The following is a 21,247-nucleotide window of genomic DNA, read 5'->3' as shown; positions in this document are numbered from 1 at the left end:
TTTTATAGGGCTGTGCCTTTAGTTGGTATTTTGAACTCGGATGTATCTACCCCTTCTAATTTCAAGAGATGGATTTTATTTTTTAACCCTCCGCCATACCCTGTTAAATTTCCGTCACAGCCAATCACTCGATGACACGGGATAATTATTGAAATTGGATTATGCCCCACCGCACCACCAACGGCTTGCGCAGACATCCTATCTTTATCAAGCTGAATAGCGGCCTGTCTTGCAAGTTCACCATATGTAACTGTCTCACCATAAGGTATATCGCAAAGCATTTTCCAAATAACTTGTCGAAAGTGACTTCCAACTGGTTTTAGCTTTATTTCTTTAATACTAGGGTTTTCTCCTGCAAAATATCTATTTAACCACGTTTTAGTTTCTTCGAAAATCTTTAAATCATCTTTTTCTTTAGTTGCCTCTTGGCTAAACTTATCATAAAATCTGTGACATTTTAATTTTACAGTAATTAACGCGACTCCATCAGAAACCAACAATATCTTTCCTAACGGGCTATTATAATAAGTATAATAGTGCATTTTTTCTCCTCCATTTTAAGTTTTGTCCTTTTATGTGTTTACATATATGGTCAATTTGAAGCAAATGTGGTTATAAAATAATCATGAACTGAATAAATGAAACCGGACAAACCGACTAAAATTATTTTTTTCATATAGCAACCCTGCAAAACGATTTTTCGTTGATCAGGAATTAAATTTTAAGTGATCCTCCGATAAATACGAGACTACTAAAGGGCTGTACCTTTTTTGGGAATAAACATTTTTGATAAGTCTACTCCTTCATGTTCCAGCAGCTGTATTTTTGTTTTGATCCCACCAGAAAAACCCGTTAAACTTCCGTTTGTACCAACTACACGATGGCAAGGGATAATTATTGAAATGGGGTTGTGTCCTACCGCACCGCCCACAGCTTGAGCTGACATTGTTTTTCTTCCACATTTCGCCGCCATTATAGTTGCAATATCGCCATATGTAATGACTTTGCCATAAGGAATCTCACGCAGAATTTGCCAGACTCCTTGTCGAAACTCACTACCGATAGGTTCTAACGGTAATTTTGAAATTTTAGGTTTATCACCACTAAAGTATTGGTCTAACCAGTCTTTTGTCCTATTAAATAGTGAAATATCATCATTTGGTATCATAGCTTCAGGGATTGTATCACCATAGTATTTTTGTCCGTCCATCCATAGACCAACGAGATTTTTTCCATTGCCATCACAAGCAAGAGTAATTTTGCCAATAGGTGATGGATAAATTGTCGAATAGTACATAAAAACCTCCTTATAATGTCTGCCACAAATTGATCACAGCATAACTGCGCCAGGGTCGCCATTCTTCCGCAATAGACAACAATTCTTTTGCAGAATAGCCACTTAAAGCTTTCTTTACACCAGCATCAGTTTCAAGAAAAGAATCTGTCCATTCCATCGCACGCATAGCGATGTATTGAGCTGTCCAATTTCCGATACCGGTAATAGCAAGTAATTTCTTCATTTCCGTTTCTGGATTGACGCAAAAATCTAGATTTAATTCAGCTGTTTGTACAAGTTCTGCCAACTGAAAGATTGTCCTTGATTTTGCAGAAGTAACACCGAGAACTCCGAAAGATTCTTCAATATTTTCTAACGCTATAATATCCTCTGATGACGGAAATGTATGAGTAAGCCCATTAATTCCTGATTGTATTTCATGTCCGTAAGTCTTAGCAATGCGTGCCGCAATTGTACCTGCAGCTTTCACAGTAATTAGTTGCCCTAAAATTGCCCGTACCGACATTTCAAAGGAGTCAAAGCAACCAGGTAATCGTGTTCCAAGTACGCAAGAATCTTTGATGATTTTGTTCATTGGTTTTAATGCTTGATAAATAATTTCAGGATTGCAATAAATATCGAACATCTTTTTTGTCCGTGCTAAAACTTGCGGGAGTACAGACAGTAAAGAATGACTCACTGTTAAATTCAATGATTCTTTTTCCTCATTATGAGATACCTTAATCCAACCCTCAATTTTTTCGTTCTTAATATTTTTTAATCGGACAGTCCGCATATATTTATCATCAATGACCGCTTCAACACCTTCGATCGCTCGACTCTTTAAAAAAGTGAGGATCTCATTCCAACGAAAAGGAGGTCGATAACTCAAGGACAATGTAATCTCATCAACAGTAGGTTTTATGATAACTTTTTTTCGTAGTTGTGTAGGAGTTAAACGATATTGCTCTTTAAAAACAGCATTGAAACGTCTTAAACTTCCAAAACCAGCTGCCATTGCAATTTCAAGCACAGTTAGATTTGTATCCGTGAGTAATTGTTTTGCAAGATGTAGTCGACACGTTTGAAGATACTGGACAGGTGACACATTGTATTCAGCTGTAAATACACGGCGCAAATGTCTATCAGTATAGCCTAACTGTTCAGCAAGTTCTTGAATGCTTAATTTATAGGTACAGGTTTCTTCTAACAATTTAGCAGCACGATAACTTAAATTCACATTTGCATCAGCAACGGATTTCCCCGGTGCCAGTTCGGGACGACAAAGCAGACATGGACGGAATCCAGCTTGCTCTGCTTCAGCTGCCGATTGAAAAAAAGTACAATTTTCTTCTTTTGCTTGTTTCGCTTTACAAATTGGACGGCAATATATCCCAGTTGAAGAGATACCCACAAAAAAGCGACCATCAAAACGGTTATCCTTTGCTTTAAAAGCAGCATATAATCCACTATCATGTATTTCCATAAATTCCCTCCTCTGCTACTTAATTATAGCAAAAGCATAACATATATCTGGTCGTTTTCGGACATGGCATTTATTAGATAGCAAGGAATTCTATAAAGAGTGCCTAATAAAAAATCAAAAAAACCGGTACTTATTTACGGTAATATTTGTCGAACTTTTTACATAGTAGTTAAATTGAAGATAACCATTCTTTATGTATGAAAATGTAGTAACTAAATCAATTTTATTCAGAGTCATTTGTATTTTTTTACCTATGCTCTGAAAAATTGCATTAAAAAAGCCTGTCAGATTATCAACTGACAGGCAGGTAGGTCTAAAGATCAAAATTATTGGAATAAAAGAAAAGATATAAAAAAACTTTCATCAATTTTTTTTATATGCGGAATCAATAAATGACTGACCTTCGCTAATTGCTTTTAAAATTTTATGATTATCAATGATGGGTATACCCTTTTGATTAAAAAACTTAAATAAATATAATATATGTTTTCTTTCTTTGGAGTCTGGGTAAAAAATCTGATCCAAATTAAGATTAATAACCTCATTATTCGTTTTTAAATACACCTGTAGCATGATTACTTCTCGGGTTGTATAAATTTGTCTTGGCCGATACGATATTGAAGTCCCATATCCTTTAAAACCATCACTATCAAAAAAAATATTCATGTAGTTAATATCGTTATATTGGATTTTTTCTTCTTTCCGTATTTTTAAACCACCCTTAATTATTGATATCAGTGGGAATAGTTGGAGCTCCTTTTCTTTTGAAACGATTATTCCATCTTTTTTTACAATAAAATAAGCATAATATCTCCTAAAATCATAAAACCCTAATCCATATATGAAGATCATTGATAAAAATCCTGATAAAATTCCTACAAAAATATTAACTTGAATGAAAATTGCAAATATCAATAATGGTATTATTAATAAAATAAGAAATGGTTTTCTACTTGTTGGCTTACCGAAATAAAACGGCAACTTTAAATCAGTAACTATTATTAGGTTATTTATTTGCTGTAACTCACTATCTTCTGGAGCGCTTATCCCGCTCTCCCATTCCTTTATTAGTTTTAATGAGACCCCGATTTTTTTTGATAATTCTTCTTGAGTCATATTTTGAGCCTTACGGTAATTTTTTAATTTTTTAGAGATATCCATATTTTTACCTCCTAATATTTTTCAAACAACTATCATCACCTATAGATTTTATCATTGTATATTTTTTAAATAGTACGCTTTTTATATTACAAGTAATGATATCATTTATACATTAATAATTTCCGGATAACTTTGAAAGAAACTGAAGAAATTTAAGAACCAGTGATTACCAATAAATTGCTGAATACGGTTGATTATTAGTAAAAAACAATTCCCTCTATCAATATTAATCGACTAATAACTATATTTAGTTTCTATCTTGTAAGACTAAATACACCATTTTCCATCTACTGAGATACTAAAACCTTCTGATTGCTCATACTTTGAAATATTTTCCAGATAACAGCCAAATGACCAAAGGGATCAGTAAAATTCCGGCAGCAATCATGATTAAATTAATTGAAATAACGTCAGCTAATGGTCCGATTATCAGTATAGTAACTGGCGATGCAAAACTAATTGTCATAGTGACAATACTCATGACTCTTCCCATATGGCTGTTATCTGTTGCTGTTTGGAAGAAAGAAACCATTGCTGTTCGCGAAATAGGAACAACCAAACCAATAGTAACCATCATTAAAAAATATATCCAGAAATGAGAAGTTATTCCGAGTGTAAGGAAAGGGATAACTAAAAGAGCATAGCCTAATGCGACTGTTTTTATTTTATCTATCAGTCCTCCCCACATACTCATTACTGCTCCACCAATCAGCATTCCTGCTGCAAAACCAATCTCACTAGCCGATAATTGCCAAAGCCCGTCATTAAATTCTCTAGTAATTTGCAAGGGGGCTAAATTTGAAGCTGGCGTAGCTAACACACTTCCAATAAATCCTGCCACAATCAGTGCAACTAAAATTTTGTGGGCATTTAAATATGTCAATCCTGATTTAATATCATCAATTATATTTATTTGAGAATTTTCTTTACGTTTTATGCTTGGTACATTTACTTTTGTTAACATAATAGACACACCGATTATAGCCGTTATAAAATCAATTAGTAGAATGAAAGCTAGTGGTAAAAAATTTAACAAAGTTGCTGCTAATGCCGGACTAGCTAGCATCATACCGGCTTGAATAGTTTGGTCAATTCCGTTAATCCGCACTAAGGAATCTTTAGGCGTCAACTGCGGTAAGATGGCCGACACAGCAGGCGTTTGAAATCCCTGACCAACTGAACGAATAAAAGTTAGTCCTACAAGTAAGAACATATTGCTCTCTAAATTATTTGCTAGTAACAAGGCTATTGCTGCTAACAAAGATACCAATGCGATTACACTGTCTGAGATAATTGAAATGTTTTTGCGATTGTAGTGATCTGCAAGCGCACCAGCAAAAGGCATCACAATAACCATTGGTAATAAACCGACAGAAGTGACAAGCCCAGTCATTAGCCCCGAATTTGTAGAAAGGGTGACATGCCAAATAATAGCATACTGCACCAACATCGTTCCGATCATAGAAATCGCCTGCGATGATAGTAAGTATGCTATATTTTTTCTCCAATTATTTACTTGATATTCTCTTGTTTTCATAAGAACTCTCCTTTGAGTAATAAATTTAGTGTATACAATTTATACGCCCAAATGGGTTTTTCGGAGAATTCCTAATTGCACCATTGAGTATATCACGAGACTTATTATTTGCAAGAAGGTTGGCTTTTCTTGTTTTAAAAAAAAGGGTTCAGTCTTCTATCACTTAACTTACATCTAAAGCAACAAGATAAACGAAATCATTAGGTAATACTCAGTTTTTCTTGCCATAACCATTGGAAAAATATGTTAAGATAACTCTATATATAGGGGGAATCGGGAATGTTTAATTGGAAAATTTTTGATCCATCAAAACCTGCTAATGTAATTTATCGAACGTTATTTATCTTTTTTCTTTTAATTGTTGGAAGATTGATTTTTGATTTATTTAACCATTCTCTTTCTTATCAACATTATATTTTTTTGCTCCCAATGTTATTGTCTTTATTCATTGGCTATTATTTGACACTTTATACTTCAGCAAGTCTCTTCCTTCAATTTGTTATTTTCGGGATTATTTTTTTCTTGTTTTTTACAATTATTAACTGGTTACAAATCAATCTTCAGCAAAGTAGAAATGACTTAATCGATTTTATTTTTATTTTAGTGATGAGTGTTGGATTCACCCTCAATTCACGAGATATTCAAGAAAGATATAAAAGCTAGATAAAGATTTGTACTGATTTTTTTATAGGCTAATTAAAGACAATATTTCCATTGGAGGTTAAATATGAATCATAAAGCAATCATATTCGATATGGATGGTGTCATTGTCGATACAGAATTTTTAGATTTTGATATTCAACGACAATTTATCGCCACTGAAAACCATGAACCGATTGACCCTGATACTTCAAAATACAATGTTTTGGTGGGACGATCATTTGACGACCTGTACCTCACCTTAGCAAGTTTCTTGAAAGAACCCCTTCCTCTTGATACCCTTAGGTCTAAATTTGAATCTTTTAATAAAGAAAAATATGAAGGAGTAGATTATGCTAAACTATTTCGAAAAGATATTGTCAAAATTTTAAAGTTTGCAAAAGAGCAGAATATTAAATTGGCGGTAGCTTCTTCTTCTGAATATAACCATATTTTGGATGTTTTAAAGAGTTGTAAAATCGAAAGCTATTTTGATGTGATTTTTAGTGGTGAATTCGTTGAAAAAAGTAAACCGGACCCAGAAATATACCGGATTACTTTGGACAAATTAGGTGTTCTAGCCGAAAATGCTATTGCTATCGAGGATTCAGCTTACGGTATTACGGCTGCCACCAGCGCTGGTATTACTACAATTGCTTATCAAGAAACTAGAATGACGATTGATCAATCCCAAGCCGACTATCTAGGAAAAGATATGAAAGAAATATTCCAGCTGATAGCTAATATTTTTAAGCATTAGTTTATGATGAAAACCCAAGGAGTTTTACAGATGTTAAATAAATTTAAGCTAACCATTAATGATAAAGTTTATCTATCTCCCACAATAACAAAAGAACTGATTGTAAACGCCTTAAAAAATAAAGAAACAGAATTTATCATCTTAGAACCCAAAGAGCCCATCCATACTAGCCTTTATATGCAATACGCAGCAACGATAGAAATTCGTTTTTTATCTGCAGAAGGAAAGATGCGCCATTACTCGTATATCCCAGAAAATGAGGATGAAATTATCGTATTCTTTTTAGACTATTTCGAGAAAAATAAAGTGCCCAATATTGAAAATTGGACAGACATTTCAGCTTCATTTCGTCCTAATTTTTTCCAAAGACTAGCTCAAAAATTTAAACACTAAACAGACTGGTTTTCATACCGTAGAAATTTTTAGCAAATATGATTCCTTCATTATTTTGATGGGCTATTTTAAACTTGTGTAGCGACTGGATTACGCTTTTTTTTGCAAACGGATACTTTTGAAAATATTAAGAAAACAAGCACGTGAAATTTGAAAAAGGTTAATCAGATATTACATTCATAATTTAGCAATCTTGCCAGCAGAAATAACTTCAGTAAATGCAAAAAGAGCCATGAATCAAACGATTCAATGGCTCTTTGTTTTTTACATATACTAAAAATTCTTATCCCTTACGAAACTTGTTCACTTTTTTCAACGAAAACTTCTTCCTTCTTCTCGTCTTCTTTTTTAACAAAAAGATTCGCTAAGATTGGACCAGTAATTTGATGGATAACCATTCCAACAGCGGCTGGCGTCACAGCGGCAGCAATTGAAGCAAAATGGGCGTTCGCTAAGGAAATCGCTAAACCAGTATTTTTCATACCTACTTGGAACATGATTGATTTGGCTTGTTTTTTACTGACACCTAACATCCTACTTAAACCATAGCCAGCACCATAACCAATCAAGTTATGAAGGAACACTAAAACAATCACGATCAAACCTGATTGAACAATTGCTGCACCATTTTTCGAAACCGTTCCGGCAACAATTAGTAAAATACTTACAGAAGAAATCAAAACAAAAGTTTTCAACCAATATTCAATGTATTTTTCGATGATTTTATGAACAATAACCCCAAGAATAATCGGTACCAATACCATTTGTAGAACTGACAACAACATCGCCATAAATGAGATATTGGTGTATTTACCAGCTAAAGTCAAAGTTAAAAATGGTGTCACAACTGTCCCCAGTAAAGTAGAAACGGTGGTCAATGAAACAGTCAAAGCTACATCACCGCGACCAATAAAAGTCATCACATTGCTGGCAGTTCCACCTGAAACGGCTCCCAACAAAACGAAACCAATAATTAAACCAGAAGAAAGACCAAACAAATTAGCTAATCCATAAGCTACTAGCGGACTAATCGTGAATTGGAAAAGGATCCCTAAAAAGAAAGCTTTTGGCTGTAGTGCCACCATTTTAAAAGCATCTAGATTCAAGGTCATCCCCATACAAAACATGATGATACTCAATAGATTAGTCGTACGATCAGGAATCCATAAGAAAGGCTGCGGGAAAAAATAGGAGATAAACATTAATATAATCATGATGTAGATCAGGTACTTGTTTACAAAAGTTGCTATCGCATTGACGGTTTTCATAGGCGTTTCTTCCTTCCAAATTCTAGTTGGTTACTTACTACCAAGAGAATCGCTGTTTTAGTGTGTTTTATTTAAAAGAGAGCTGTCTCTCGTCTTTTCATTTTTTAAAATAAGTGCAAGATAAATTAGGTATAAAAAAAACATTCCATAAAAGAAGTCTTTCCTTCTTTTCAATGCAATGTGAACAGGGACTTTTTGATTAATTTCTCAAAAAAGTCCCGACTATAATAATAAAATAATGATTGCGTTTGTCTTCATCATGGTCTTCACCTGCTTTTCCTGAATTTTCAGAATATTTTATAAATATTTCTTTACAGTGTACAAAATTGCCACTGCAATGTCAATCTAAATTCGAATTTTTCTTGTATTTTTCGTAAATAACTTGCAGGATTATGAAAATGAATGAAAACAAGCGCTATAAATACGCGCAATGTCACCTTTTTGATCACGGGACTCATCCAGTGATTGGAAAAAAGCATCAGCCGCCGCGAAAAAAATTACACACTTTTTAACAGAATAAACAACTAAGACCATTTCTGCCAAATAAGAAATGGTCCTTCTTTTATAGTGCTTTAAAGACTTTGATCATTCGAACCAAAATATTTAAAACTATTTCTTGCGGTTCACCAGTACTGTTTCCACACTGTAGCGCGCCCATTTTGAAATAGTTTCAATAAAGACTTGTAATTGTTCACTACTGAAATGGGCAACGATTATGTAACAGGCTTGACCGGAAACTTTATCGAACACTTCAATTTCGGAAAAGCGATTCACTGCTTCTTCAAGGGCTGTGAATTCAGAGTTATTCATAAATAGACGAATATATTGGGTATTTTCATAAGCAATCTCGATCGTAAATTGTTTGATAATTTTATCATCCAATAAGCGGTTGATTCGATTGCCCACAGCCTGACCAGTCATATGAACCTGACTACCGATTTCCTTATTCGTTAAACGGCTATTATTTTTCAATAAATTTAGTATTTGAAAATCAATTTCATCCATTTATTATTGATTCCTTTCATTATGAAAATAATTTGTATCGATCATTTTCATCAGCTTCTATGTAAATCATAGCGGTATCTCTATACTTAAACAATAGTTCAGAGAGGAGTTTTTTTATGAAGCAGGCACTTTTAGTGATTGATGTCCAAAAAGATTATTTCCCCGGAGGTAAGTTACCACTATATCAACCCTACAAAGCCTTGACTAAAATTAATCAAATGGAGGACTATTTTATCGCCCAACACCTGCCAATTATCTACATTCAACATATTAAATTAGGAAAAAAAGCTGATTTTTTTGCTGCCAATACAGATGGCGTGCTATTTCATCCTCAATTGAAAATAAATAGCACCTCTTTAAAAATTATAAAGCACTTTCCAGATAGTTTTCGCCAGACAAATTTACGTTGTTTACTGAAAGAATTTGAAATTGAACAACTAGTAATTTGTGGTATGATGACCCATATGTGCATCAATGCTACAACAAAAGCTAGTACCAAACGAAATTTTTCACCGATTGTTCTGTCTGATGCGACGACGACAAAAGATTTATTCATTGAGGATAAGTTGGTAAAAGCCGAAGATGTTCATGAAAGCTACCTCACCAATTTAAGTAAAATTGCGACCGTTCAGACAGTTGAAGAATTTATTTTTAATTAAGGAGGACTTAAAATGACTGATTTAAGCCAAGCATTATTAGTGATTGATTTACAAAATGGGGTCTGTTTTAACAATGGTAAAATTGACCATTTAGATAGATTAATTTCACAGGTTAATGCCAAGATTGAAAAATACACAGCCAAAAATAAACCAATCATTTTTGTTCAGCACATTGATGAAGACTTAGTTGAAGGCACGCATGAATGGAAAATTATTCCTGAGTTAAAAGCAGAGTATGGGACTAACTTTGTTACTAAAAGACATGCAAACTCCTTTTTTGAGACTTCCTTACAAGATGTGCTAATTGAAAATAAGATTCAGACCTTTGAAATCTGTGGTGCTCAGACGGAATATTGCATCGATGCTACTGTTAAATTTGCTCACGGTCTTGGTTATAATGTTCTTATGGAAAAAGGCTTGACGAGTACTTTTGACAATCCTTTTATGACTGCTGAAAAGACGATTCAGTTTTATGAAGGCATTTGGCAGGAGCGCTTTTTACTTTTGGATTAGATATATCCCCGAATTGAGAATGATTAAGAGACTTTCTTTAATAACGAAGGTCTCTTTATTATGTAAAAAGCTGCAATTTTCTCGAAGGATTAGGATTGCAAATATATTGCCCACGACCGCTTGAGTTTTTACTAAAATACAGCCGAAAAGGGACGTTGCGTAAACAACGTCCCTTTATTAATAACGATTAAGAGATTAATCGAGTTTCTGATATTCTTTTCAGTTATTCCTTCTCTCGATTAAAATTGACGGCTCTTTATTATTTAAATATCTTAAACTAAAATGCAACATCGATTTTTTATAACTTCTTTGACAGAATGACTCTTATGCTGGCTTACAATAAGATTCTCTGGAAAATCAGAATAGTTAAATGTTTGTCTTAAAACTACTGATTTACCCAAGCCTCAACAGCAGATTGACTATCTGGCACTTCAACATCCTCCATGGAAAGACTAGCGCGTAAGTTTGCATCAGGTACAAGTTCGGCTAGTTGGTCTTCAGATGAGCCCACGCCATAACCAGCGTTGGTGTTGAAGAAGGCAATTGTTTTGCCAGATAAAGCTCCGCCATTTTCTTGAAGAAAAGTAGTGACTGGACTAGATAAACTCATACCCCATGTTGGTGATCCGAGATAAATTGTTTGATACTGACTTAGATCTGGAATTTCAACTGATAGCTCAGGATAATTTTCTGTTTCTCGTTCCTGGTTGGCTCTTTCAACCGTTTCTTCGTAATTAGCAGGATATGGGTCCGCAACTGTTAATTCTAAAATATCAGCATTCGATTCTTGCTGAATCATATTTGCTAAATCTTCAGTGTTTCCTCCTCTAGAAAAATAGATGACAATTGCATCAGCATCTTCAGTTAGAATTCTAGTTGGATCGGCATCAGCGTTAGTATCTTGTCCATCTGATTCTGCTCCTCGTCCAGTTTGTCTTTGTCTTGTTGTACTTGTTTGCGTGTTCTCATTAGTATTACTTGTTTCAGAATCTTCCGTGTTTCCGGTTTGACAACCCGTTAAAATGAATAAAAATGAAGTCAGTGCCACTATTGTTTGTTTTTTTAATTTCATGAAAAAATCCTCCTAATATTTTATCTTGCTGGAAATAAACTTGTACAGTTTTGTCATACGCCAGCTATTTTCATCATCAATATTGCCACAGGCCGTTAAAATAGTGACCCGACGAACGAAAAATAGCGTTATCAAATTTTTTTCTTCATTTATTTCTTCCTTTCGTTTGTTGATAAAACTAAGTCTACAGTCTGGAGCTCACTTCAAAGCAAGTCTTTTTTTCTTTTGGAAAATTTCCAGGTACAATAAAAATGAGGAATGATAAAACTTTTCACTTGCCTTGAAGTTCACTCCATAGCATATAGTTCATTTATTGAATGATTCAAGGTAACTCAATTAGGAGGCGAAAATATGAACATTAAAGAAGTTGCTGACTTATTCAACTTAACCACAGACACGATTCGCTATTATGAAAAAATCGGTGTGATTCCGCCAGTCACTCGTGACCAGCGAGGTTATCGAGATTTTCAAAAGAAAGATTTGAATTGGGTTTTTCTCGTTAAGAGTTTACGAAACGCTGGTGTATCCATCGAATCGTTAATTGAATTTGCTCGTTTATCACAAATTCAAGGAGACGAGCGGCTTGCACAAAAAGACATCTTAAAAAATCAATTAAACGAATTAGACGAAAAAATAGCAGAACTCCATCAAACAAGAGATTTATTAGCTTATAAAATCGAAACTTATGATGAACACATCGCTTTGTTTAATTCTGGAAAGATGACTGAAGATCAAATCGAGGAATTGTGGAAAATGAAACATTTTAACAAGAATAAAGAAACCACTGGAGGAATTATAAATGCAAACAGTTAAATTAAATAATGGTGTCGAAGTCCCAATTTTAGGTTTTGGTACCTTCCAAATTACCGATCCAAAAGAAGCTGAAGATGCAGTCTATGAAGCAATCAAAGCCGGTTACCGTCACATCGATACTGCTCAATCTTATTTAAATGAAGAAGCAGTCGGTAAAGGTATTGCAAAGGGTATTGCCGAAATTGGCGTGACTCGTGAAGAACTATTCATTACTACTAAAGTATGGGTGGAAAATGTTTCTTACGAAAAGGCCCGCGCTTCAGTTGAGCGTTCATTAAAACGTTTAGGTTTAGACTATGTTGATTTGCTATTGATTCACCAACCATTTAACGATGTTTATGGTGCATGGCGTGCAATGGAAGAATTACAATCAGAAGGCAAAGCAAAAGCCATTGGCGTATCAAACTTTGGCGTCGACCGTGCCGTTGATTTAGCAGAATTCAATCAAGCGACCCCGCAAGTCAACCAAATTGAAATTAATCCTTTCCAACAACAAACTGAAAACATTGCTGCTTTAAAGGCAGAAGGCATTGCGGTTGAAGCTTGGGCACCTTTTGCAGAAGGTAAAAATGGGATTTTCAAAAACGAAATCTTAACAAAAATTGGTGAAAAATATGGTAAATCTGTGGCGCAAGTAATTGTCCGTTGGTTAGTAGAACAAGATGTGATTGTTTTGACGAAATCAGTCAATCCTGACCGGATGGCACAAAACTTAGCTGTATTTGATTTTTCATTAACCGACGAAGACAAAGCGCAAATCGCAACATTAAACGTTGGTGCTAGTCAGTTCTTCTCGCATGCTGATCCAGAAATGATCAAATGGATGGCTGGACGGACGATGGACGTTTAAAACCATTTAACTATTTAATAATTAACAAGATGACTTCAATTTTACTATTAGAAAATTGAAGTCATCTTTTTTTTATTTACGTTAAAGAGTTCAGCCAATCAAATTTTTTCATTCATCGCTTTATTTTTTCTTACTTTGCGGTAAAACAAAGAAAATTGCCGCAAGTAAAGAAATAACTATAAAAATTGTTGCGATTAACATTTGTAATCTAAAACTACTAACCGGGTTAGTAACTGCTGATGAAAAAGCAATCACCACTGATAAACCAATCGATCCGCCAATTTGATGGACCATGTTCACCACGCCTGAAGCAGCACCAGCTTCATCTGCTGTCGTATGGGCAATTCCTGATGCGGTTAAAGGACTCAAAGAAAAGCCTTGTCCAATCCCAATGATCATCATAGGTATGGCGATACCAATCCAATAATTGCTATTTTCATTAAATAAACTCAAACCAAACATACCAAGTGCCACAATTGTCAAACCAATTACCATTAGTTTTCCATTACCAAACTTTTTAGTTAACCGAGAAACTTGTAATGAAGATAGGAAAATCGTGATACTTAAAGGAAAGAAAGCCAGTCCAGAAGTTAATGGTGAATAGCCCAAATAGTTTTGCATCATTTGTGGTGTCAAAAACCACAAAGCCAACATTGCTCCTAAAAAAGTAAAGCGGGCAATGTAAGCGCCCAAACGTTCTTTATTGGCAAAAAGACTTAACGGCATGATCGGTGAACTTGTTTTAGCTTCTTGGCGAATAAATAAACCAATAAAAACAATCGCAATCACTAACGCGATTATATTATTACTTTCGCCAACAATACTGTACACTAAAGCAATCATACCGATAACAGAAGTGATTGAACCAAAGATATCAATTTTCCCTTCAATCGTATCTTTTTCTTCAATAAATAGCATCGCCAAAATAAACATAATGATACTAATCGGTACATTAATAAAAAAACCATCTCGCCAAGAAAACTGACTGGCGAGTACGCCACCAATAATCAATCCTACTGAAGAACCAATTCCTGCTGTAGCACCGTAAGCCGCAACAGCTTTCGTCCGTTCTTCTCCTTCGAAATTATCCATTAAAATTGCTAATGTTGTCGGTGCTAAAATTGCCGAGCCGATCCCTTGAAACGCCCGAGCCATAATAATTGCTACTGGGCTACCTGCCAAACCGACAAACAATGAGCTAATCGCAAAAATGACTAATCCGATATTATACATTTTTCTGCGACCAAATAAATCTCCCGAACGGCCACCTAATAATAATAAACCACCGAAAGTTAATGAGTAAGCATTACTGACCCACGATAATTGGGCTTGATTTAATGCTAAATCCTGAGCAATTTTAACCGTCCCGGTAAAAATAATCGAATTATCCAGTAAGATCATGAAATAGCTTAATAAAATAATCGGTAGTACCATAACACTTCTTTTGTTTATACTTGTTTCTTGCATTCTCTGTCCTTCTTTCCTTAATTACAAAACTGACTATAATCCATGGAGTGAACTCCAGAGCAAGAAGAAAGTTTTCCCATAACAAAAAAACACTGAAAAATCAGTGCTCGAAAAAATATTTAATTATTTGTTTCAGGTAAATTATTTAACCAATCCGTCACATCGCCTTCACTACCATCCACATCATCACGACTGATGGTCAAAGCATCGGTGACAATCGTTGCATCTGGCGCTTCTTCAGTAATACTGTTAACCGTATCAGAAAGACCGCTACCACCATGAACATTAAATGGGATCACCGTTTTGCCAGCCAAATCATGTTCCTCTAAAAAACTATACATAATCATCGGCATATCACCCCACCAGTTTGGATAACCAAAAAAGATGGTATCATATTCGTCAAGATTTTCCACTGACTCTTTTAAAGTTGGTCGCGCATTATTTGATTGTTCTTCTGAAGCAAATTCAGTTAACGCATCATGATCGGTTGTGTAAGGAGTTTCTGGTTCAATTCTGAAAATATCAGCTTCGGTTTGATCTTGGATTTGCATACCAACATATTGGACATTACCAAGTACTTCGTCATCCACTACTATAGCGCTATTTTCTTCTTCGGTTGTTAGATTATTAGGGTCGGTTGTCTCTGGTTGGGAAAAATAAACAACTAATGATTTGCCAAATTTTTCAGTTAAATTATCATTAGCTGCGACTGAATTTTGATTATTATCTGATGCTGCATTTTCATCGTTATTACCGCAAGCTGCCAAAGTTAGCAATCCAACGCCAATAAATAGTACACTCAACATTTTTTTCATAAAGGACCTGCTTTCCATATTTGATGTCTCAAGACTAGACTATGGAGTCTACTTCAAGGCAAGTTTTTTCGTCAAAAAATGCTGATTGTTTAATTTTTTTTAAACATATGAGCCACTGTTACTATTTGGAATCAAAAAAAAGCCACAACTGTCTAATTCATGACAGCTGAGACTTCTCATTTTTTCCTTCAACTTAATTAATTTCTTTTTCTGGTAAACTTTCCATCAATTGATAAAAGAATCCAGCTTCACCAGTCTCAAAATAATTATACCAAGCCGTCAACGTATCCAATTCAAGAACCTCCAGATAAGCAATAATTTCTTTAGTCCATAATAAATTACCTGTTGCACTTGCGGTGATTAGGTTGTCTGCTGACACAGCAGGCTGATCAACATAATTTTTTGAGCCTTGATAATTCAGGCAAAACATTTCTAAAAATCCTGAGCCATTACTAGTATGAAGACGATGGTCCAACATTCCAAAGTTGGCTAGCGGGACGGTTGCCCCACAAATCGCCGCTACACCAGCACCTTCAGAAAGAAAGCGATTGGCTTTTTCGATTATTGCTTGATGCTTTTCCTCGCTCCAAGTATCAGCGCCCAGCAATAATAATAGATTTTTTTCTTCTACTACTACATCTTCAATGGAACAATCAGGGGTAATTCTCATTCCTCCCATCGTTCTAATCGACTCTTTGTTATAACTGACTGTTTTAATAGTGATTTCTGCAGCGTCCTTTTTAAAAAATCTTTTCGAATTTAACTCTGCTGTGATATGACCTAATTCCCAATCAGCTAATGTATCTAATAAATAAACATAAATTGTTCGCATTTGTTTCCTCCATTTTTTTGTCGTCCATCTCAATTACCCTTTTAGTATACTAAGGAATTGTTGACAGCAGTATGGCAACAATCTAAAATAAATGGAATAGAATTTTGAAAAGATGTGAAAAAATGAAGGTAAATCGCTTAGTAAGTATTATTATACTTTTATTAGATAAGAAACGAATCAGTGCGCAGGAATTAGCGGAAACGTTTGAAGTGTCTCCCCGCACTATTTACCGCGATATTGACGCGATAAATTTGGCTGGTATCCCGATTCGTTCAACTCCTGGTGTCGGTGGCGGCTTTGAAATAATGAAAAATTATAAGCTAGATAATAAAGTATTGTCCTCTTCAGATATTTCAGCAATCTTGACAGGCCTTTCGAGTTTTTCTAATATGCTGCACCAAGACTCATTAGCGCATACATTAGCAAAAATCAAAAGCTTCATTCCAGCTGATCACGCCCAAGAAATTGAATTACGCAAAAATCAAATTCAGATTGATTTAAGCCCTTGGATGGTCAATCCAAATATTCAAGCTGATCTAAAAATAATCCAACAAGCTTTGACAGAAAATAGAGAACTTTCCTTTGATTATATTGACCGCCACGGAAATAAATCTAATCGCACAGCTGAACCTTATCAATTAGTTTTAAAAGGAAATCATTGGTATTGGCAAGGCTATTGTTTAAAAAGAAATGATTACCGATTGTTTAAAATCGTACGAATGTCTAACTTAAAATTATCTGAACAATCTTTTACACCAAAGAATTATCAAAATCCTGTATTAGATTTTACTGATATTTTGTCTACCATTCAAACAAATATCAAGCTGCGGATCCACCGATCAGTGATGGACCAAGTGTTAGAGTATTGTCCATTTGAAAATTTTTCCTCAGACGGTGAAGATCATTATCTAGTAAATTTTCCTTTTATCGAAAATGATTTCTACTATAATATCCTGTTTAGTTTTGGCAGTCATTGTGAATGTATTGAACCTCTGCAAGTACGCAACGAAATCAAAAAAAGAATCAACCAGTTAGCTGATTTATATAGAAATTAAAGGCTGCGTTCATAAAGTTGCGGTACTGATTTATCACTGATTCGCACTTTTTTGAACCCATCAACAAGCAAAATAACCATCAGCGAGATCCCTACACCTAATATCCAACGAATCCAGCCGGTTTCAGCTGAAGTCAATCCACTTGTAGAGACAAAAATATTGAATAATTGAATTGGTATCATATGAAAGAAATAAATACCTTGTCCATACTTTCTTAAAGATTTGAAATCTGCTTTGCCGTGATAACTTAATAAAACTAAGAAAAAATAGAAACTAAAAGGAATCAGTGCAAAGTAAACATTTACGTCTCTCCCTTGATGGAGAAAAATTATCGTCCCTTCAATTAATAAAAGAAGGCTACTTAATATCAGTCCACGATAATTTTTCTCTGAATCAACTAGCAAACGTTGATGATTTTCAGCCAAATAAAAGCCGATTAAGACAAAGATCGTTGTAAAAAACAAACCATTTCTAGTAGTCAAAAATATATTAAAATAACTTTCCATAAGCTGACCAAAGCCCGTTCCAGCTAAATAAGCAGAATAAGTTTCACTTGCACCAATTGCGTATAAGACTAGTAGTCCACTAAACACCTTACCATATCCCCACTTATGAATCAGTTTATCTACAATTACTACTCCAAAAAATATCGCTGGGAAATACCAAAGATGATAAAAAGTTCCTGTATATACCAGACCAACAAGCACCCCCACAGGATATAATGCTAAAGGTAAATTGACATAGTCTTGAATAAACTGAATTCCAAATGGCAAATAAATCAACGACCACAATAAATACACTTGAATATTCTTCCGCAACCACATTTTCTTGCCAACTGAATCCTTTTGCGCATAAAAGAAGGCATTACTTACACAATAAAAAGGCACAACCACCCGACATAAAATGTTTTTCAATAAAAAATGCAGTTCGGGATTACTGGTCAAACTGCCAACATGGGCGACTACCACAAAAAATGGAAAAATAAATTGTGCCAAGTAAAGAAGCTGAAACCCATCTTTCTTTTTCATCCTGTTTCCCTCTTTTCAAAGTTGTTCCAATAACTTTATTTTAGAGAGGAAACAAAGTCTCCACACGAGACTATAGTTTGAGATTGTTCTAGGTAATTAGTCTATTAAACGGTTTATTTTTAAAAATATAAAAAAAAAGCCATGATAAAATAACATATCAAAGCTTCGCTAGCTAAATCAATAATTTAACTCTTGAAGATAATTTGTCTTATCAGCTTCAGTGATCGCTCGTAAAACTTTACAAGGATTTCCTACTGCAATTACGTTGGCTGGAATACTTTTAGTAACTACGCTACCAGAGCCAATAATTGTATTTTCGCCAATTTCTACACCTTGATTCACTACTACATTTGCGCCTAACCAAACATTATCTCCAATAGAAACCGATTTAGAATAACATCCTCCCAACGCTCTTTCTTGTGGATCAATTGCGTGATTGGTAGTGAAAATACCTACTCGCGGTCCGAAAAGCACATGATCGCCAATATAAATATCTGCACCATCAAGCAAAATACAATCAAAGTTAGCATAAAATTTTTTGCCTAAATGGATATTACTACCAAATTCACAACGAAAGTCTGGTTCAAAAAAAGCATCTTCGTCTACAGATCCTAACAAATCTTTGAGCAATCGACTTCTCTTTTCTTCATCTTCACCATACAAAGCATTGTATTCTTTGGTGATTCTAACAGCTTTGCCGCGGGCTTCTGTAAATACTTTGTTCGTATCATCATACATTTTTCCTGATTTCGATAAATTGAAATAGTCTTGTTCTGTCATCTGAATTGCTCCTTTTTTGTTTGTTGCTTTCCATGATACAGGATGTTAAAACACATGCAAGGGCGGATTTTTAATTTTTGACTGATAAAACTAATGATTGTAACCTTTATTTCCGCTGCCAAAAGAAACTCAGATCAGGAAAAATAAAATGTAAAATCAGTGCTAACATAGCGATGCCTAAAATCACAAAACCAAAAGTAATCGCCACTCGCCAGATCCCTTTTAAGCCGCTTTTGCTTTTTTCATAATCTAAATACATTTCTGCGACTTTTTCATCAGTAAAATTTTTCTCTTGCACTTCTTGTACATCAATATCTTTTACCAGTTCATCAAGGGACAGATTAAAAAAATCGCTCAGTAAGACCAGTTTAGTGAAATCAGGATAGGATTGTCCGGCTTCCCATTTGGAAATGGTTTGTCTGGATACTTGCAGTTCCATGCCAAGTTCTTCTTGTGACAAGCCTTTTTGTTTTCTCAGAGCCAATAATTTTTCGTGGAATTTCATTTTTTACTCCCTCTATTTTCTATAAGAAAAATGTAGCTCAAATAGCGAAATGCCACAAGCAACCTTGGTTTACAATTTGTCAATTTACTTTAACATCAAGATTTTAATTATTGCTGGTAACCATATAAATTTAATTTCCCTGATAAATATTCCCCTAAATAAACTTCACTAATTTTTTCAAATCCTTGGGCATGGACCTGTTCTTCCAACCAACTTTCGTCTTGGCTAATAAGTTCCAAAACATCTTTATTTGATTGACCATCGACAATAATCGGATATTTGATATTTTCATCACCAAATTCAATTAAGGTCAGCTGACCATTTTGTTCTAAAATCGCCCGTTTGACATTTTGCACTTCGTAAATACCATTTGCCCGTAATTTGAACATCAATTCATTAGCAGAAATACCACTTTTTAGACATTCATTAACATCAATTTTACCATCTTGAATCAAGGTAATCGGACGACCATCAATAATTAGTTTCACATAGCGATTATGATCCTTGGCAAATTTCAAAATTAAGACTAGCAGTGTCCAAATAATCAAAACTAGCACGAATTGTAAAACAGTGATGGAATCGTTGTAAATCACACCACCGATAATCCCCCCCAACACATAATTTTGAACTTGATCCATCGCTGATGAAGGTGCCAAATTGCCTTTTCCCATTACGTTAATTTGAATGATCAGACAAATAATTCCTAAAGCAAATTTTAAAATAATTGGATTATATAATTGCATTTTTTTACCTCCTATTTATTGATCACGATACTAGGATTCATCAAATGTGCTTTCGTCAAGGTATAAGAACTTTGATCGGCACTTAGATTGACTTGATAATAATTTTTCTTTATTTTGACTATGATTCCGTCAGTTAGTTGGGTCGCATTGACAAAGATCTCTTTAGTCGAAATGTCATTCTCTTTTGAAATATCTTGGACTAAATTCACCATCTGTGAGGACTGGGAATGTTTTGCTTGATTTGACTGATAATCAGAAAACTGCACCCCTGAAGCAAAAATTAATAACAACAGAAAAATAATACTTAAGTCACGGTATTTCGTCTGAATCCGATGTCTTAAATACAAAGAAAAAACAATCACTAAGAAAAACAGTGAACCAAAAATCAAAATATACTTGAAGTAATCATTAATATTTGACTGTGATTTTAAATAGTCAATTCCGTAAAAATTCATCTTTCTCTCCCCTTTTTTATTTAGTAATTATACAATAGAATGTTTTTTTCAAGCGTAAAAACGATTTTTCAGCATAATTAATCAAAAAAAAGATCCATCAAATGACAATTTTAATGATTGCCTTCTCAGATGTGA

The 21,247-nt window shown here is 34.5% G+C and carries 24 protein-coding genes; 8 read left to right on the top strand and 16 right to left on the bottom strand.

From position 1 onward, the window contains the following. Positions 1-2: 2 nt before the first annotated feature. The 5 genes from ACVWNY_RS15935 to ACVWNY_RS15915 form a co-directional block, all read right to left on the bottom strand. Positions 3-542, bottom strand: coding sequence for a methylated-DNA--[protein]-cysteine S-methyltransferase (locus tag ACVWNY_RS15935; RefSeq protein ID WP_454071944.1), 540 nt, complete (start codon positions 540-542; stop codon positions 3-5). A gap of 209 nt (positions 543-751) precedes the next feature. Continuing rightward, positions 752-1,297 carry a methylated-DNA--[protein]-cysteine S-methyltransferase gene (locus ACVWNY_RS15930; RefSeq protein WP_454071943.1) on the bottom strand — a complete coding sequence of 182 codons (546 nt, stop codon included), beginning with the start codon at positions 1,295-1,297 and terminating at the stop codon, positions 752-754. Positions 1,298-1,307: 10 nt separating this feature from the next. Continuing rightward, on the bottom strand, positions 1,308-2,762 hold the full coding sequence (locus ACVWNY_RS15925) for a DNA-3-methyladenine glycosylase 2 family protein (RefSeq protein WP_454071942.1): 1,455 nt from the start codon (positions 2,760-2,762) through the stop codon (positions 1,308-1,310). A gap of 363 nt (positions 2,763-3,125) precedes the next feature. Continuing rightward, a complete protein-coding gene (locus tag ACVWNY_RS15920; protein WP_454071941.1) occupies positions 3,126-3,923 on the bottom strand; it encodes a helix-turn-helix domain-containing protein in 798 nt (265 codons plus the stop codon). 316 nt (positions 3,924-4,239) lie between these two features. Beyond that, the gene (locus ACVWNY_RS15915; RefSeq protein ID WP_454071940.1) at positions 4,240-5,460 is read right to left on the bottom strand and encodes an MFS transporter; all 1,221 of its coding nucleotides are present in this window, start codon (positions 5,458-5,460) and stop codon (positions 4,240-4,242) included. Between the two features lie 279 nt (positions 5,461-5,739). Between ACVWNY_RS15915 and ACVWNY_RS15910 the strand changes: the two genes are divergently transcribed. The 3 genes from ACVWNY_RS15910 to ACVWNY_RS15900 all read left to right on the top strand — a co-directional run bounded on the left by ACVWNY_RS15910 (position 5,740) and on the right by ACVWNY_RS15900 (position 7,252). Beyond that, positions 5,740-6,123 carry a hypothetical protein gene (locus tag ACVWNY_RS15910; RefSeq protein ID WP_454071939.1) on the top strand — a complete coding sequence of 128 codons (384 nt, stop codon included), beginning with the start codon at positions 5,740-5,742 and terminating at the stop codon, positions 6,121-6,123. A 64-nt stretch (positions 6,124-6,187) separates the two neighbouring features. Continuing rightward, positions 6,188-6,859, top strand: a complete 672-nt coding sequence (locus ACVWNY_RS15905) for an HAD family hydrolase (RefSeq protein WP_454071938.1) — start codon at positions 6,188-6,190, stop codon at positions 6,857-6,859. Positions 6,860-6,889: 30 nt separating this feature from the next. Next, entirely contained in the window at positions 6,890-7,252 is a 363-nt protein-coding gene (locus ACVWNY_RS15900) for a hypothetical protein (protein WP_454071937.1), read from the top strand. A 290-nt stretch (positions 7,253-7,542) separates the two neighbouring features. Here ACVWNY_RS15900 and ACVWNY_RS15895 read toward each other — a convergent pair whose 3' ends face one another. Both ACVWNY_RS15895 and ACVWNY_RS15890 read right to left on the bottom strand, forming a co-directional pair. Next, positions 7,543-8,520 (bottom strand): bile acid:sodium symporter family protein, encoded by a 978-nt coding sequence (locus tag ACVWNY_RS15895; RefSeq protein WP_218325577.1) that lies wholly within the window; start codon positions 8,518-8,520, stop codon positions 7,543-7,545. A 609-nt stretch (positions 8,521-9,129) separates the two neighbouring features. Beyond that, positions 9,130-9,525 carry an Lrp/AsnC family transcriptional regulator gene (locus tag ACVWNY_RS15890; RefSeq protein WP_454071936.1) on the bottom strand — a complete coding sequence of 132 codons (396 nt, stop codon included), beginning with the start codon at positions 9,523-9,525 and terminating at the stop codon, positions 9,130-9,132. 116 nt (positions 9,526-9,641) lie between these two features. Here ACVWNY_RS15890 and ACVWNY_RS15885 point away from each other — a divergent pair, with 116 nt between their 5' ends. Beyond that, entirely contained in the window at positions 9,642-10,184 is a 543-nt protein-coding gene (locus ACVWNY_RS15885) for a cysteine hydrolase family protein (RefSeq protein ID WP_454071935.1), read from the top strand. A gap of 12 nt (positions 10,185-10,196) precedes the next feature. Further along, positions 10,197-10,697 (top strand): cysteine hydrolase family protein, encoded by a 501-nt coding sequence (locus ACVWNY_RS15880; RefSeq protein ID WP_454071934.1) that lies wholly within the window; start codon positions 10,197-10,199, stop codon positions 10,695-10,697. A 385-nt stretch (positions 10,698-11,082) separates the two neighbouring features. Here the strand turns inward: ACVWNY_RS15880 and ACVWNY_RS15875 are convergent, their stop codons facing one another. Beyond that, complete coding sequence (locus ACVWNY_RS15875) at positions 11,083-11,769, bottom strand: flavodoxin family protein (RefSeq protein ID WP_454071933.1); 687 nt, start codon at positions 11,767-11,769, stop codon at positions 11,083-11,085. 351 nt (positions 11,770-12,120) lie between these two features. On the opposite strand from ACVWNY_RS15875, the gene ACVWNY_RS15870 reads away from it, so the two are divergent. Together ACVWNY_RS15870 and ACVWNY_RS15865 are read left to right on the top strand one after the other, a co-directional pair. Further along, on the top strand, positions 12,121-12,582 hold the full coding sequence (locus ACVWNY_RS15870; RefSeq protein ID WP_218325572.1) for a MerR family transcriptional regulator: 462 nt from the start codon (positions 12,121-12,123) through the stop codon (positions 12,580-12,582). Beyond that, positions 12,569-13,432 carry an aldo/keto reductase gene (locus ACVWNY_RS15865; protein ID WP_218325571.1) on the top strand — a complete coding sequence of 288 codons (864 nt, stop codon included), beginning with the start codon at positions 12,569-12,571 and terminating at the stop codon, positions 13,430-13,432. Before ACVWNY_RS15870 ends, ACVWNY_RS15865 begins: the two co-directional genes overlap by 14 nt. A 120-nt stretch (positions 13,433-13,552) precedes the next feature. On the opposite strand, the gene ACVWNY_RS15860 is transcribed toward ACVWNY_RS15865, so the two are convergent. The 3 genes from ACVWNY_RS15860 to ACVWNY_RS15850 all read right to left on the bottom strand — a co-directional run bounded on the left by ACVWNY_RS15860 (position 13,553) and on the right by ACVWNY_RS15850 (position 16,546). Further along, positions 13,553-14,899 (bottom strand): MFS transporter, encoded by a 1,347-nt coding sequence (locus ACVWNY_RS15860; RefSeq protein ID WP_454071932.1) that lies wholly within the window; start codon positions 14,897-14,899, stop codon positions 13,553-13,555. A 119-nt stretch (positions 14,900-15,018) separates the two neighbouring features. Beyond that, complete coding sequence (locus ACVWNY_RS15855) at positions 15,019-15,714, bottom strand: flavodoxin (RefSeq protein WP_218325569.1); 696 nt, start codon at positions 15,712-15,714, stop codon at positions 15,019-15,021. Positions 15,715-15,907: 193 nt separating this feature from the next. Next, entirely contained in the window at positions 15,908-16,546 is a 639-nt protein-coding gene (locus ACVWNY_RS15850; protein WP_454071931.1) for a type 1 glutamine amidotransferase family protein, read from the bottom strand. Positions 16,547-16,668: 122 nt separating this feature from the next. Between ACVWNY_RS15850 and ACVWNY_RS15845 the strand changes: the two genes are divergently transcribed. Then, on the top strand, positions 16,669-17,601 hold the full coding sequence (locus ACVWNY_RS15845) for a helix-turn-helix transcriptional regulator (RefSeq protein ID WP_454071930.1): 933 nt from the start codon (positions 16,669-16,671) through the stop codon (positions 17,599-17,601). Here ACVWNY_RS15845 and ACVWNY_RS15840 read toward each other — a convergent pair. The 5 genes from ACVWNY_RS15840 to ACVWNY_RS15820 form a co-directional block, all read right to left on the bottom strand. Further along, positions 17,598-18,629 carry an acyltransferase family protein gene (locus ACVWNY_RS15840; RefSeq protein WP_454071929.1) on the bottom strand — a complete coding sequence of 344 codons (1,032 nt, stop codon included), beginning with the start codon at positions 18,627-18,629 and terminating at the stop codon, positions 17,598-17,600. The genes ACVWNY_RS15845 and ACVWNY_RS15840 overlap by 4 nt on opposite strands. 177 nt (positions 18,630-18,806) lie before the next feature. Continuing rightward, on the bottom strand, positions 18,807-19,409 hold the full coding sequence (locus ACVWNY_RS15835) for a sugar O-acetyltransferase (protein ID WP_454071928.1): 603 nt from the start codon (positions 19,407-19,409) through the stop codon (positions 18,807-18,809). Between the two features lie 106 nt (positions 19,410-19,515). After that, the gene (locus tag ACVWNY_RS15830; protein ID WP_454071927.1) at positions 19,516-19,914 is read right to left on the bottom strand and encodes a helix-turn-helix domain-containing protein; all 399 of its coding nucleotides are present in this window, start codon (positions 19,912-19,914) and stop codon (positions 19,516-19,518) included. Positions 19,915-20,021: 107 nt separating this feature from the next. After that, a complete protein-coding gene (locus ACVWNY_RS15825; protein WP_218325564.1) occupies positions 20,022-20,657 on the bottom strand; it encodes a DUF421 domain-containing protein in 636 nt (211 codons plus the stop codon). An 11-nt stretch (positions 20,658-20,668) separates the two neighbouring features. Continuing rightward, positions 20,669-21,112 (bottom strand): DUF3290 domain-containing protein, encoded by a 444-nt coding sequence (locus ACVWNY_RS15820; RefSeq protein ID WP_454071926.1) that lies wholly within the window; start codon positions 21,110-21,112, stop codon positions 20,669-20,671. Positions 21,113-21,247: the final 135 nt, after the last annotated feature.

This window comes from Enterococcus sp. JNUCC 77, assembly GCF_054819945.1.
The sequence above is the reverse complement of the archived record's forward strand: the minus strand, read 5'-3'. Positions and strand labels throughout refer to the sequence as shown.